Source organism: Chitinivibrio alkaliphilus ACht1 (genome assembly GCF_000474745.1).
Classification (GTDB): Bacteria; Fibrobacterota; Chitinivibrionia; order Chitinivibrionales; family Chitinivibrionaceae; genus Chitinivibrio; species Chitinivibrio alkaliphilus.
In genome coordinates, this window is sequence record NZ_ASJR01000024.1 from 1 (window position 1) to 13,870 (window position 13,870).

The 13,870-nt window shown below is 44.8% G+C and carries 11 protein-coding genes and 1 pseudogene; 7 read left to right on the top strand and 5 right to left on the bottom strand.

From position 1 onward, the window contains the following. A pseudogene (locus CALK_RS09915) lies at nucleotides 1–312 on the bottom strand (hypothetical protein); the annotation flags it as partial. Nucleotides 313–408: 96 nt separating this feature from the next. On the opposite strand from CALK_RS09915, the gene ndk reads away from it, so the two are divergent. Genes ndk through CALK_RS09930 form a run of 3 tightly spaced genes read left to right on the top strand, consistent with a single transcriptional unit; the run spans nucleotide 409 to nucleotide 2,554 of the window. Continuing rightward, nucleotides 409–846, top strand: a complete 438-nt coding sequence (gene ndk, locus CALK_RS09920; RefSeq protein WP_022637533.1) for a nucleoside-diphosphate kinase — start codon at nucleotides 409–411, stop codon at nucleotides 844–846. Next, complete coding sequence (locus CALK_RS09925) at nucleotides 828–1,112, top strand: hypothetical protein (RefSeq protein ID WP_022637534.1); 285 nt, start codon at nucleotides 828–830, stop codon at nucleotides 1,110–1,112. Before ndk ends, CALK_RS09925 begins: the two co-directional genes overlap by 19 nt. Beyond that, the gene (locus tag CALK_RS09930; protein WP_022637535.1) at nucleotides 1,091–2,554 is read left to right on the top strand and encodes a PEGA domain-containing protein; all 1,464 of its coding nucleotides are present in this window, start codon (nucleotides 1,091–1,093) and stop codon (nucleotides 2,552–2,554) included. Before CALK_RS09925 ends, CALK_RS09930 begins: the two co-directional genes overlap by 22 nt. Before the next feature lie 2 nt (nucleotides 2,555–2,556). Here the strand turns inward: CALK_RS09930 and CALK_RS09935 are convergent, their stop codons facing one another. From CALK_RS09935 to CALK_RS09945, 3 genes are read right to left on the bottom strand one after another with little or no spacing between them, the layout of a single operon-like run. Beyond that, the gene (locus tag CALK_RS09935) at nucleotides 2,557–3,903 is read right to left on the bottom strand and encodes an FAD-dependent thymidylate synthase (protein WP_022637536.1); all 1,347 of its coding nucleotides are present in this window, start codon (nucleotides 3,901–3,903) and stop codon (nucleotides 2,557–2,559) included. Beyond that, nucleotides 3,900–5,012, bottom strand: a complete 1,113-nt coding sequence (locus tag CALK_RS09940; protein WP_022637537.1) for a M20/M25/M40 family metallo-hydrolase — start codon at nucleotides 5,010–5,012, stop codon at nucleotides 3,900–3,902. The genes CALK_RS09935 and CALK_RS09940 overlap by 4 nt, the downstream gene beginning before the upstream one ends. A gap of 7 nt (nucleotides 5,013–5,019) precedes the next feature. Then, the gene (locus CALK_RS09945; protein ID WP_022637538.1) at nucleotides 5,020–7,680 is read right to left on the bottom strand and encodes a valine--tRNA ligase; all 2,661 of its coding nucleotides are present in this window, start codon (nucleotides 7,678–7,680) and stop codon (nucleotides 5,020–5,022) included. 325 nt (nucleotides 7,681–8,005) lie between these two features. On the opposite strand from CALK_RS09945, the gene CALK_RS09950 reads away from it, so the two are divergent. From CALK_RS09950 to CALK_RS09960, 3 genes are read left to right on the top strand one after another with little or no spacing between them, the layout of a single operon-like run. Then, nucleotides 8,006–8,968: an HAD family hydrolase gene (locus CALK_RS09950; protein WP_022637539.1), complete on the top strand. Its 963-nt coding sequence runs from the start codon at nucleotides 8,006–8,008 to the stop codon at nucleotides 8,966–8,968. After that, nucleotides 8,958–9,563 (top strand): dephospho-CoA kinase, encoded by a 606-nt coding sequence (gene coaE / locus CALK_RS09955; protein WP_022637540.1) that lies wholly within the window; start codon nucleotides 8,958–8,960, stop codon nucleotides 9,561–9,563. Before CALK_RS09950 ends, coaE begins: the two co-directional genes overlap by 11 nt. Further along, nucleotides 9,556–10,224: a hypothetical protein gene (locus tag CALK_RS09960; RefSeq protein WP_155851854.1), complete on the top strand. Its 669-nt coding sequence runs from the start codon at nucleotides 9,556–9,558 to the stop codon at nucleotides 10,222–10,224. Before coaE ends, CALK_RS09960 begins: the two co-directional genes overlap by 8 nt. 14 nt (nucleotides 10,225–10,238) lie before the next feature. On the opposite strand, the gene CALK_RS09965 is transcribed toward CALK_RS09960, so the two are convergent. Next, nucleotides 10,239–10,967, bottom strand: coding sequence for a protein kinase family protein (locus tag CALK_RS09965; protein WP_022637542.1), 729 nt, complete (start codon nucleotides 10,965–10,967; stop codon nucleotides 10,239–10,241). 317 nt (nucleotides 10,968–11,284) lie between these two features. On the opposite strand from CALK_RS09965, the gene CALK_RS09970 reads away from it, so the two are divergent. Continuing rightward, a complete protein-coding gene (locus tag CALK_RS09970; protein WP_022637543.1) occupies nucleotides 11,285–13,828 on the top strand; it encodes a TonB-dependent receptor plug domain-containing protein in 2,544 nt (847 codons plus the stop codon). The last annotated feature ends 42 nt before the right edge of the window (nucleotides 13,829–13,870 follow it).

Here is a 13,870-nt window from a genome sequence, read left to right on the forward strand (position 1 = left end):
CTGATCTGAAATCTCCTGTTCTGTGATCTCCTGTTCTGTGATCTCCTGTTCTGTGATCTCCTGATCTGTGATCTCCTGATCTGAAATCTCCTGATCTGAAATCTCCTGATCTGAAATCTCCTGATCTGAAATCTCCTGATCTGAAATCTCCTGTTCTGTGATCTCCTGTTCTGTGATCTCCTGTTCTCTGATCTCCTGTTCTCTGATCTCCTGTTCTCTGATCTCTGAAGTGTCAATTACTTCATTCATTTCCGCGAGTATTGGTACGAGGAGTACGACGAGAATAAAACTTGTCTGCATAAGATATTTCATGAGCTTTTCAATCTCCTTCACTGAATTTGTATACATGTAATATATTATATTCAGAGTTAGTATGACTCATTTTTATCATGTCCTAAGGAGAGATACATGGCATATGAAGAGACTCTTGCCCTCATAAAACCGGATGCAGTGAAAGCAGGCCATACGGGAAAAATTATTGAAGCGGTTATTGCAGCGCCATTTACGATTTGCGCCATAAAGAAAACTATGCTGAATCGTGCCATGGCTGAACGATTTTACGCGGTGCACCGGGAAAAACCTTTTTTTGATGATCTCGTCCAATTTATGTCCTCAGGGCCAATCTATGCAATGGTTCTTGGTGGAGAATCTGCTCTCCTGCGGTGGAGGGAGTTGATGGGGGCTACAAATTTTGAAGAAGCGGCGGAAGGAACCTTGCGCAAACGTTTTGCCACGTCTTTGGGAAGAAACGCTGTACATGGCTCTGACTCTCTTGAAAATGCATGCACCGAAATAGCTATATTTTTCTCTCGCCAGGAGGTACTCCCATGCGATATTCCCTCATAGCAGTGGGGGCTCTCCTGATATATGTGGCCTTGAGTACCGGAGCGTGCGCATCGCGAAAACCGTTGGAACGCCCGCAGCTTTCAGAACTTTCTGATACGACTGATATCTGTCTCTATATGGACCGTATCTGTCGGGAAGCAGAGGAGTTTCAACGAGAGTTTAATCGAATGCCTGAAGAGCAGCAGAAAGATCTCTATCCCGTTTTACAAAGCCGAATTGAACATTGCGAGAGAGCTATTAATAAGTGCTACAAAAGTATCGAATAGTTGTACAATGTATTCTGTGCTGCCTTAGCCTCTCCTTTGGAGGGGTTATTGCTGTTACCTCTGCTCCAGAGGGAGCAGAGATCTCCGTAAATGATATTAGAACTGGTTCATTTACCCCAGATACTGTTCAAGTAGATACGGGGGATTTATACGTAACTGTCCTTATGCAGGGATCGTACTTCCAATCACAGAAGGTGCATCTTTCTGAGGGAGATACGGCAAACCTCTCTTTTTCTCAGATTCCCGTATTTGATACAATTATTGTGCAGGGGCGTGAGTATTTCGGAATCCTCTCCCTTCCGGAGCCTCCCACGGATATTCCGTACCTCATTAACGGGACCATGAAAAATGCAGATACAGCTATTATTCTTCCCGAAGGGGAGTATTCCATACGATGGGATGGCGGTATAGGCTATTTTCCCGTCGATACGACAATACGCATTTATGCGGGGATGAAACATCACCTCGATTTTTCTTTTGAAGCTCGTCATGGACGGGTTTCTTTTTTTACAATGCCGGAAAATACCCGTATCTACTTAGATGATACTCTCTTTGGGGTTGGTCGTACCATTCGTCCTCTGAAGGCGGGAGCCTATACACTCCGTTTTGCCGCTGAGGGGTATGAGGATTACGTGGAAGAGCTTGTTCTGTTTCCGGGACGGTTTATGGAAGATAGCGTGCATCTTTCCCCGGCTCCCGTACCCGATGATGTTGATATGGAAGAGTTTTGCGCTCAGTTTGAAGGTATATATCCGGGGTGTCCCCAGGTAAATCGGTGGAAAGAGGCACGCAACGTCGGTTCTTTTTTGTTTGAACGGTTTTGGGACACCCCCTTTACCCTTGAGCTGGCTCTATTGTCATTTTCACGAAAGAGACTCTATGAGAGTGATATCGACCGTTTTGTTGCCTTGTATAACGATGGACCGCCCTTGTTTACAAATCATACAGGGGTAACCTTTTTCCCTAAGCTCTGGGTTGGGTATCGGGGGTTTGTGCTTTCTGTTTCCGGTGGCCATACGTTGCAGGGCATGGTCTATGAGAAGCCCTATGAGATCCCTTTTATTCTGGATGATTCATACGTTCTTGCCTACGATGAATTTCTTGATCAATCCCCCCGATTTCTTCTGCGCTCTTTTGCCCTGCAGGGAGGGGTGCGTCTTACCACAGAAAATAAAAATCTCACCTTTTCCCTCATGGGAGGGTATGTGTGGGAATCCATGTCTTTTACAAACCTGCAGCGACAGGATGAATCCGATGGTACCTACACTTACCGACGTAGTAATAATCACGGTGTGGCAACTTTTCGTGCCGTGGTTCATCCTGATCCTCGCCCCCTTTTTCCTTCTTTCTACGGAGAAATATCCCTCACACCGTTTTCAGTTCCCCTTACGGGATGGGCAGAAACAAGTGTGGGGGTAATTCTTCCGTGGTGGCGAGACTAACTCTATTCCGGTTCAGCACTTCCCAGGGTAATATAGGGACGTAACTCCGGTTTTTGTTGCAGTAATTCTGTGCAGACCGCGTGTAAATGTTCGGCATAGCGAAAATGTGCTCCCAGGCCTGTGCGGAGCTCTATTTCATAAATCAGCTTATCCAGCTGTGTAGTATGTTCAAAGCCGACCTGTGTACCCAAGAGATACCCGTACCAGTGATGTCCCGATGAAGCCAAGGCTGTCGTAAGTTCAGCATACTCCTTGAGAAATTGTTCTATTTCGTTGGTTCGTTCTATTTCCGGAGGCAGGTAGAACCCCACGGGAGAAAAGGGAGTGTAGCGGTTACCAGAACGATGTCTATTTAAATCTCGTAACTCTGCCAAGGCGATGTTATTCCAGGCAAAGCGTACGTTGGTGCGGCGTAGATCTCGTCCAATACGGGAGTATCGATTTTCTTTTCCATGAAACGCATTGTGAAGCTGCTGAGTAGCGGGTAGAAAAGAAGGAAACTCTTCTTCAACACTGCAAAAAACCATATCTTCGCAAGACGATGTGGGCATACCGTTGGTTAGTATAGCCTGTTGAGAAAGGGTGAGTTCCTCTTCAGCTTGCGCTGTACTTGCTGTATCAGGATAGCTGTGACGAATCAGACGGGGGGCTATTTTAGCTAGTTCTCGTCGAATTCCTTCGGCAGCATCATGGGCTTCTTTGAGCGGGAGGGAGTCTAGTTGTTTCACCGTTTCCGCCCACACTCTGGCAGTCATGATATATGCTGCGGAGGTTTTTGTTGCCATGGGGATAAAATAGCGACATCGATCAAGGGCGTAATTTTTACGCATGCGCTTTTGGACTTTTTCAGGGATATCCTGCGGGATTCTGAGGCGCTCTGGATGATTTTCTGCAAGCTGTTCTAGGGAGTGCTTCTTCGTATTATAGAGAGCAAAGGCCCTTTCCATACAGGAGTTCCACGCAGCATGCTGGGAGGACGGTATGCCCATTTCTTCGGCGGACATAAGAGATGTGGGGTTCATTGTGATATATCTCGTACTTGACTCCTGTCCGTCCACCAACTGCGCCAGTTCAAAAATTTTATATGCCAAAAACATTGAGCAATGGTCAATACAGAGAGCGATACCACCGGTGAGGCCCCCAATACTTGCGTGGCCATAGTCGATAAATTTAAAGATACGTTCCACCGATGCATCGGGATTATCCCAGTCCACCGTAGAAAGAATGTGTTCAATACCCTTGTTTGACCGAGAGTATCGAGCTAAAGAACTTGCCAGTATCTCCGGCGTTGCTCTCAGACAGTCTTTCGCTGAGGTTGGTGATTCTAAGGTGATGGCTTGAATGTTCATTTTTCCCCCAGAATAAAGGCGAGTAGAATCTTTGCGGTATCATACAGATCAGAGAGGGCAATTTCTTCATCATAGGTGTGCACCTTATTCATACCGCAGCTGATAACGGCAGTGGGTATACCGTGAGCAGTAAAGTAGTTTGCGTCACTACCTCCCCCGGTAGATGCGAGGGTTGGGGGGTAGCCACAAGCCGACACGGCGTTGCTGATACGTTGAATGAGCTCACTAGCACGATCATGGGTATAGCCACTGTACTCACGATGTGTTGTATAGGTACACGGCAGGTTGTCTCGCTGCTCCAGTTCGTTGCAGAGAAGGCGCATTTGTGCATGAAAGGTTTCAGTATTTGTTTCGGCAGTACTGCGTACTTCTCCGTGTATAGTAACTTCTTCAGCAACGATGTTGTCAGCTGTTCCCCCCGTAATACGCCCAATATTTGCTGTTGTATCCTGAGACAATCGTCCGGTGGGTATTCGTTCCAAAAGAGAGGAACACCGATGAATTGCGTTGATTCCGTCTTCCGGAGCAATACCTGCATGGGCACTTTTCCCCCGGACAGAGATACGCCACGCATCATGGAAGGGGGCTTGGTAGACAATTTTTCCCATGGGACCAGTCGTATCAAGAACCAGCCCCATATGAGCATCTTTCTCTGAAATAGAACAGTAACGGGCTCCAAGAAGTCCGATTTCCTCTGCCACGGTAATGACAACTCGAAGGGGAGGGTGGGAAAGAGAATGCTCACGAAGTACCCGAACAACCTCGACAATTTGTGCAAGTCCCGCCCGATCGTCAGCGCCGAGAATCGTATCCTTTGCACTACGAACATATCCTTCTTCCACAATGGGTACAACTTCTCCGCCCGTGGGGACAGTATCCATATGAGCAGAGATAAGCAACGGTGGTTCTTCCACTGTTCCCGGTATGGTAATATGCATATTAGAGCAATTCCCCGAGGTATACTCCTGAACTGTATCAAACTCAGGAGAGAGTCCTAATTGCGTAAAGAGAGAGGCAAGATAGTCTGCCACCGCAGCTTCGTGCCGACTTTCACCGGGGATTTTCACTAATTCAAGGAATGTATTGAGCAGACGATCTCTTTGTATCATATTTCCTCTATTTCATTTTCTCAAAGCTTGTGCGCAGTTTCTCCAAAGTATCTGCCACTCCTGCGCGTTTTTCCTGCTCCTTTGCCACAACAGCGCCAGGTGCTTTTGCGAGAAATGCTTCGTTTGAAAGCTTCTTTTCTAAACCACCTAAGACCTTTTCCAGTCGGGAGATCTCTTTCTGAAGTCGATCCATCTCTACCGATTTATCAATCAGGCCGGCAAGGTGTAAGTAGAGACGTTGCCCTTTCACCACTTCCTGTCCGGCAAAATCAGGTTCTGATGCCGTGGTGTCAATGGTAATATCTGAGAGATTGGCCAAATCGGTAAAAAGATATGACAGGGCAGAAAACCATTCTGCCAATTCAGGTGAAGAGGCAATAATAAGGGCCGATCCCTTTTTTGCCGGGGGAACATTGTTTTCAGATCGTATTGTACGAAGGGCAGCGATCATCTCTTTGAGGAGATCAAATTTGTCCCCCAATTCTTCCTGATAGAGGTTTTTTTCAATCTGGGGATACTCCTCGAGCATAAGGGTATCTCCATTCATTATTGCGGTATGTGTAATTTTTTTACGCATGTGCATCCAGATCTCTTCCGTAATAAAAGGCATTACTGGATGAAGAAGCTTCAAAGCACCGGCGAGTACATACGAAGCAACATTATACGCGTTACGTCGTTCCTCTTCATTTTGAGGCGCGTAAAAAGAGCTTTTCTTTGCTTCGACGTACCAGTCACAATAATCACGCCAAATAAAATCATACAGGAGATGACACGCTTCGTTAAAGCGAAAGGTCTCAAGGGCGTGTCGTACTGCTTCAACGGTTGTTGCATACCGATGCAGAATCCATCGGTCCTCTTCTTTTTGCTGTGTTGGTTCAGGAAGCTCTGAAAACTGGAGCGGTTCCGAAAGATTGCCAAGAAGAAATCGTGAAGCATTCCACAGCTTGTTTGCAAAATTTCTACCGAGGTCAAAGGTATCCTTGCCTAAATAAACATCGGCTCCTTGGGCAGTGATGGTAATCAGAGAGAACCGAAGGGCGTCCGTGCCATATTTTTCAATAATTTCTAAGGGATCAATGGAGTTACCCAAGGATTTACTCATTTTTTTGCCGCTTTTATCTCGAACAGTACCGTGAAGAACCACATGAGAAAAGGGTAATTTTCCAGTAAAATGCAAGCTCGACATTACCATGCGAGCAACCCAGAAAAAGAGTATCTCCGGAGCTGTAACAAGGGTATCTGTTGGGAAAAATGATTGTAATAGGGCTGTATCATTGGGCCAGCCCATGGTAGAGAAAGGCCAAAGCCATGAAGAGAACCACGTATCAAGGACGTCCTCATCTTGGGTAATATTATGAGAAGAGCAGGCAGAACATTGAGTTGGGTCCTCCATTTCAACGATAATCTCACCACACTCTTGGCAATACCAGACAGGAATACGGTGTCCCCACCATATTTGACGGGATATACACCAGTCACGAATATCCTCCATCCAGTTCACGTAGGTTTTCTTCCACCGTTTGGGGTAAAAGGTCAGGCTTCCATCTTGAGCCGCTTTCAGAGCGTCCTGAGCAAGGGGTTTCATTTTCACAAACCACTGATCAGAATAGTAGGGTTCAATGATTGTGTCGCAGCGATAGCAATGACCAACAGAGTGATCGTGATCAACAATTGAGCCCATCAAACCAAGATCTTCAAGATCAGCAAGCACCATTTTGCGAGCATCAAAACGGTCAACGCCCTTATATTTTTCGGGAACGGGACCAGTTACACAGCCTGTTTCATCAAGAATAACAATATATTCCAAATTATGAGTTTGGCCCATTTGATAATCATTAGGATCGTGAGCGGGAGTGACCTTCACACAGCCTGTACCAAATTCACTGCTCACAAAATTATCGCCCACAATTGGTATTTCTCTGTCTACAATGGGAAGTCGAAGTGTCTTTCCAATAAGATGTCCGTAACGACTGTCTTTAGGGTTTACAGCAACAGCTGTATCGCCCAGCATTGTTTCGGGCCGGGTTGTTGCAACCTCAACATGACCGGTTCCATCGCTCAAGGGATAGCAAAAATGCCAAAGATGACTTGCCTTTGTGTGGTGTTCAACCTCGTCATCAGCCAAGGCGGTATGGCATCGGGGACACCAGTTTACAATGTATTTTCCACGATACACAAGCCCTTCGCGATAGAGATCCACAAAAACTTTTCGTACTGCCTGGGAAAGCCCCTCGTCCATGGTGAAACGTTCCTTATCCCAATCGCAGGAACTTCCTAAGCGTTTTAACTGAGTGGTAATGGTGGTGTGGTATTCATCTTTCCAGCGCCAGACCTCTTCTAAAAAGCGTTCCCGTCCCAAGCTGTGGCGGGATTCACCTCGCTGGGCAAGCTTTCGCTCCACGACGTTTTGTGTGGCAATACCAGCATGGTCAGTTCCCGGTAACCAGAGGGCTTCAAACCCATCCATGCGTTTGTAGCGCGTTAAAATATCTTGGATGGTATTATTCAACGCATGTCCCATGTGTAAGATGCCCGTTACATTGGGAGGAGGGATCACAATGGAATAGGTTTCTCGGGATGTGTTTTCCTGCGCGGCAAAGGTGTTTTCGCTCTGCCATTTTGCATAGATTTTATCTTCTACTGCAGCGGGATTATACTGCTTTTCCATAGTAGGGTCTCCAATAATTTGTTTTTGCACAGTAATATAAATTTCGTGGGAGAAAAAGGAAACAGCAGAACGGCTTATTTATGAATACCGTCTCTTTTTATTCCTGAGGTATGCTAATACAAAGAGTTGGGTGGTCTTTTTATACATTTTTGTTGACTTATTGTATAACCCGTTCTATATTAAGTACATAATGTGTGTGTGATGATGATGTTTGGCAGGAATTGCAATAATTCCTGTCGGTCGGCCGGGCCCCCCTTCCGGTCGACCCTTTTTTTTATGGGGGGTATTATATATTTTTTCCGAAATTATTCCAAAGGAGTACCCTGTGTCAGTTGTTGCTGAATTTGCTGCCCTTTTACATAGAGATTATCCTTCCCGCGCACGAAGAACATCCTCCATGGAGTTTCAGGCAAAGACGGAGCGTCTTGGAGATATTCAGGCAGTTATATTTGATGTGTACGGCACTTTGGTTGATTATTGGCAGAATGCCTTCAATGATGAAGAAGAAAAGGGGGCGCTTTTGCGCTCGGTCTTTACGCAGACCTCTGATTTTTTCCACTTCACACCCTTTCTCGAGAAGATTAATCCCTCTATGTCTCCCGGGGAAACTCTCTTTGATTTTTACCATAATCTCATTGGTATGAAACATGAAGAAGCACGGAAAAAAGGAAAGGACTTCCCGGAGATCGAGATAGATGAGATTTGGCACGTGATTTTGTCGATATTAGAAAATAATGGGTACGTACCCACAGGGTATATTGAAGATCTTCCACGCAATGAAGCTGCACGGATTGTTGCTTATTATTATAATTTCTTTGCCCTGAATCGCGGTTTTTTTCCAGAGGTGTTTGCAACTTTGCAGGCTTTGCGGCAGGACAATATCTCTCTCGGTATTCTTTCTAATGCTCAGTTTTATACTCCGATTGATATGAATCATTTCCTACGGGAGCAAAGTAACAATACTGTGGTTGATCTCTACGAACTCTTTGATCTTGATCTCTGCTTTTACTCGTATCAATACGGCATTGCAAAGCCGGGGGAATTTCTCTATACGCGACTCCTATCTGCGTTGAAATCCATGGAAATAGCGCCATCACAGACTCTTTTTGTTGGTAATGATTTAGAATTAGATATGATGAGTGCTCGTGAGGTTGGCTTACGGACCGCGTTTTTTACCGGGAATAAGGAATCAACATTCCTTCATGGACGGGGCGAAGAGTTTGTTCCTGATCTTTCCTTTTCTCATTTTTCCCAACTTCCTGAAAAGGTCTCCTTTCATGGAGTCTAGGCGATCCCAGGTGTGGGGGATTGCAGGATATATGGGAAGTGGCAAAACAACCGCCGCACAAATACTTGCTGCACGGCACGGAGCGTTACATCTGGAGGCTGATCATATTGCTAAGCAATGTATGATGGAATCATCCTCCATACAAAGGGCTCTGAAAAAGGAGTTTGATGTTGTGGAGGGAACAACAATTCATTTTTCACGACTCGGGGAAATTGTTTTTGCCAACGAAGTAGCTCTTCTGCGCCTCAATGAGATTGTACATCCCTTGCTCAGAGAAAGGATGCAAACACAAATTTCTCAGGCTTCAAAGAAGGTGGTCATTGTTGATGCTGCGGTTCTTCCTTTATGGGAGGGGCTTTTTTTATGTGATCAGTATGTATGGGTCACAGCTCCGCGCACAATTCGTATTGCACGTATTTTGTCGGGGACGCAACGAGACCCCGTAAAAACCGATCAACGGGTAAGGATGCAGGAGCAGCTTTTTGCTCCCCCTCGGCAGGACTCTCCGTGGGTATATTGTGATAATTCCAGCACCATGGAAGCTTTGGAGAAAGAACTTTTCCGTGTGGAGCGTGGGTTTTCTTATTGTGAATAGAGATTTATGTGAATCCCTGGAGCGTTTTAAGAGGCTCTCTTCTTCTGCAGTAACTCTGGATGATATTGAGCATGCCCTCGCCCTGTTTTACCCGGCCTTTTCTCGATATCAGGAGGAAGCCCTTGGAGCTTCGAAATCAACCTGTTATAAGGGGTGTTTTTCCTGTTGTTATCATTGGGTTGAAGATGTGTATTCCTTTGAAGGGCTCCTTATTGCTTCTAAGCTCCTTACTGAATTTCCTGATAAAGTAGAGGCTATTTATCGACGCTGTTGTGACCATGAAGTGATATTGCAGGAGGTGTGGCAGGGGGTTGTTCGTACAGGACGTGCCTCGGATGAAGCTGAAGAGACTGCTGTACTCCTTGGGTTTCATAAGGAATATCTTCCATGTCCCTTGCTCACTCCAGAGCGCACGTGTCTGGTGTATGAGTGGCGTCCGATCACGTGTCGATCATATCTCAGCCGCAGCGCATCTTCCTATACATCTCATGCCACAGCGTGTGAGGCAACCTTGGTGCCTCCTCCCGACCTTTTTGAGAGCTCCTTCGATCTACTCCATGAACAGTATGATACAGAGGGGATAACCGGTTTGCGAGCATTACTTGCGCGGCTTCTGAGTCCCACCCGTTCACCGGGCATATCGGGTTTATCGTTGCGCTGACATACGGATGCTTTTTATTGAATGATAATGTGTGAGTTGCAGGCAAGGGTCTTTTCTATTTGCTTTCGCGTAAGTAGTTGTTTTCCCCTGCGAAGTTTTGCTTCGACGGTATAGTTAAAGGGGCGATTTGCAGCTTGTGCCATATCAAAATCGATAATGGAAAGAATCCCGTGTGAGTCAATAACAATATTACTTCCTCTTTTGTGCATGTCCAAATGTATGACCCTGGCATTGGCTAAGATATTGAGAATTGTGGTGATTTGTCTTTCTAGGTTTGGTACGACCATCTTCGTGGTGAGTTTGTCCAGACTGATGCCGTTGTGTGACGTCGTAATAGTAGCTTTCTCTGGATTATAGTCTACCAGTATGGGAAAGTGGTTTTCTTCGTCTTGCAAAAGCATTTGTTCATTAATCCGTCCAAGGCAGTCCAGTTCAAGCAGGAATAATTGGTAGGCGCTCATCACTTTAAAACTACGAAATCGGCGGGTGAATTTTTTCGTGCGGGTTTTACCCGTAAAGGTCGAATTGGCTACTTTGGCTGCACGGGGAAAAATTTCTTCATTGATATATTCCTTGTGTGAGCGGGTAAAGTGATAATTAATTGCTTTCTCAGCATTGGTAAGTTGTTTTTCTGCCCGGCGCAACTCTTTCCGTAGAGTTGTATGGCTTTTTTTAAAACGGACTTGAGCAGTGGCTGTACGCATCGTTTTTAAAAGTAACGGTGTGTTGGGACTATTTTTCATGGAGGTCTCATGCTGGTTGAGTTTTTCCAAGTACTACAAGGGAGGGAGAGGTTTTTCTGAACGTAAAATATAACGTGATGTACAAAAGAGCAACATTGTGAACTGCATTCTCATAGCTCAAATCAAAGATATTTTGTTATGGAGACAGATACTTTTTACAAAAAACCTTGTTTTTTATCTCGAGAGTTGTTAAAATATTGAGATGTAAAATATCTATGTGAAGGAGGTGCTAGAGTCGCAGGTCGTCGATTGTCTCATAGAAATGCGTTCATAGGTTGGCAACGGGGAGTGCACGTATCGTAATTTTGGAGGACCAGATGAAACAAGCAACGAGAGCTATTCTATTGTTAATTTTCAGCATGAATATTCAGATTCATGCAACGCAGGATTTAGATTTATCGGCATTGTTGGCAATTGTCGTAGAAACGGGTACCTTTTTAGAAATTGATCCCGACCTTATTCCAGCCTCCGTCGTCAATATTGACAGGGAACGTATTGAGTCGGCAAATGCCCGAGATTTGCGAGGACTTTTAGAGATCTATGTTCCAAGTTATCAATCACTATTTAATCGATGGAATGGGTGGTTGATGAGTATGAATGGGGTTACAGCAGATGTGAACTCCAAAATACTTGTTCTTATCGACGGTCGTGAAGTAACGTCACAAAGTCGTGATGGTGCTGTAGGTCTTCTTACAAGTATTGATCTTAATTTTATTGAGCGTGTTGAGGTTCTTGAAGGAAACGCAGGGTTTGTGTATGGTGCCGGCGCTATTGGCGGTGTCATAAATATTATTCCTAAACGAGATATTGACTCAAAGGGGAGCGTCTTGTATTCCCTTGGTGCGTACCGAGAAGATCAATTTGACCAACGCGCATCATTTCTCTTTTCTCAGTCAATTGGTGATGTCGATATGAGTGGTGGGTTTTCATACCGCCATAGTGATGGTGTTGGAAGAAATCACTCCTATATAGCTGGTCTTGATGGGTGGGGTGGCGATATTGATTGGGAACCCATATTTCCGAAAGAAGCGCGACCTGCACAAGGATCATTTGGGAGAATTCCGGGGAATTATCACACATATCTGAATTTTTCCCTCAATGAATGGAATTGGTATACACATTTTTCGCGAGAAGTAATTACTGCAAGTGGTGCTTTTGTTTTGGACCCATTTCCTATTATGAATGGTGCGTGGAATCTTGATGAGGTTCGAGATTTATATAGTGATGATTATTATGGACCAAGTAATCCATATTTTGATTATTGGCATCTAACTGAAGCATGGGGTTCCAGTAATCGCATGTACGTGTACGATATGTTGATGAGTTCTCTTGAACGAACCCTTTCTTTCGATAATTTTGACGTAGAGTTACTGGTTTCATATGCAAATTATAATAACACGGTCGATGCGGAAGATTTCACCGATATTGGTTTGTATGGGTATCCAGAATATGATACATCAGAAATTAGTGGTGAACAATCCCTTGCTTTTAAGAGTGCGGTCACAGGAAGTATCGGCGATGATCTTCTTCATTATGCCTATGGGTATCAACATAGAACTGATTTTATTGGTACAGGGTTGGCAGGAGAAAACAGTATTGATCAAAGTGATAAAAAGGTGTTTGCTGACACCACATTTTTCAGTAATGCCCTCTTTGCTGAAGGGCTATATAAACTAACCGATCAAATTCGACTTCATGGTGGGGTACGAGTTGATCACCATTCAGCAGTTGGTGCGTCACTTTCTCCTAAAACCGCCTTTATTTATTCTCCTGCGGAGGATCACTATTTTCATCTTATTTACCAACAGGCAACAAATAATCCCACTGCCGAAGCATCCACCGGTAGTTACTATGTTAAGAATGATGATAATGTACTTCAAGAAGAGGATTTCTTTCAAAACCCTGATAGAGAACCAGATGCTAACACAACAGTGCTTCCCGGGGTTTCACAAGATGCCTTAGAAGATATGGACCCCGAAGTTGCACGGCAATTGGTTTTGATGACAAATAATTCTTGGGGCGATCTTTCAGTGCGAAATATTTTCTCATATAATATGATGGACGGGTTGTTTATGTGGGATTCGGACACGTATAAGACGATTGCCACGGAAGGGCAATACAATTATGTGTTGAACAACACTATTGTAGAGTATGATATTCCGCGTGCCGGACTTTCTCTCGGAGTAAGTCATAATTTTAACAGGATTGTTAATACCGATATCTCTGACGGAAACACGGTTGTGGAAAGACGACGCTACGATCGCGATGATGAGGAAAATCCGTGGTATGACAATATCGGTACTGACGATGATCCGTATTATATACCCGTATGGAATACTGGTGAATATGACACAACTGTGGTGAATGCTATTCAGAATACCATTACACAAGATGGTACATATTTCTTGAACACCTCGCCACACCTCACCAAACTGTATGCCGATTATCAAATGAATGATATTGTGTCTTTTCATTTGAACTCTCAACTGTATTGGAAACGAATGTTGGGGAGAAAAGATATCTATGATGACCCCCAAGGCACAGGAGCAACATGGTTTGACCCGTACGATAGGGATGTTTCCATGGGATATCGAAAAAGTACATGGGATGTGGAGCGTAAACTCTCTGCGCGTCTTAATGTGGGGGTACATTTCGATATTCCCTTTACACAGGTTGATCTTATTTCTTCTGGTCGCGTATCTCTCATGGGGGATAATATTCTTGGACATCGATGGACAGATAATTATGATCGGTGGGATAGAAATACGGCTATTCCCTACTACATGTCCAGTCCCGGTGATGGTGGATTATTTCGAGCAGAACAGGCGATGTTTCGGGGAACGATTCGACTTGATTTCTAAGAATGTTTCATGTTCTTGTGTGTCCAGCGGTGCCCCCAAAAA

Coding starts and splice junctions, on each gene's coding strand:
- CALK_RS09935 (WP_022637536.1), bottom strand. CDS start 3,903: ATGAACATTCAAGCCATCACCTTAGAATCACCAACCTCAGCGAAAGAC.
- ndk (WP_022637533.1), top strand. CDS start 409: ATGGCATATGAAGAGACTCTTGCCCTCATAAAACCGGATGCAGTGAAA.
- CALK_RS09965 (WP_022637542.1), bottom strand. CDS start 10,967: ATGAAAAATAGTCCCAACACACCGTTACTTTTAAAAACGATGCGTACA.
- CALK_RS09940 (WP_022637537.1), bottom strand. CDS start 5,012: ATGATACAAAGAGATCGTCTGCTCAATACATTCCTTGAATTAGTGAAA.
- CALK_RS09945 (WP_022637538.1), bottom strand. CDS start 7,680: ATGGAAAAGCAGTATAATCCCGCTGCAGTAGAAGATAAAATCTATGCA.
- CALK_RS09970 (WP_022637543.1), top strand. CDS start 11,285: ATGAAACAAGCAACGAGAGCTATTCTATTGTTAATTTTCAGCATGAAT.
- coaE (WP_022637540.1), top strand. CDS start 8,958: ATGGAGTCTAGGCGATCCCAGGTGTGGGGGATTGCAGGATATATGGGA.
- CALK_RS09925 (WP_022637534.1), top strand. CDS start 828: ATGCGATATTCCCTCATAGCAGTGGGGGCTCTCCTGATATATGTGGCC.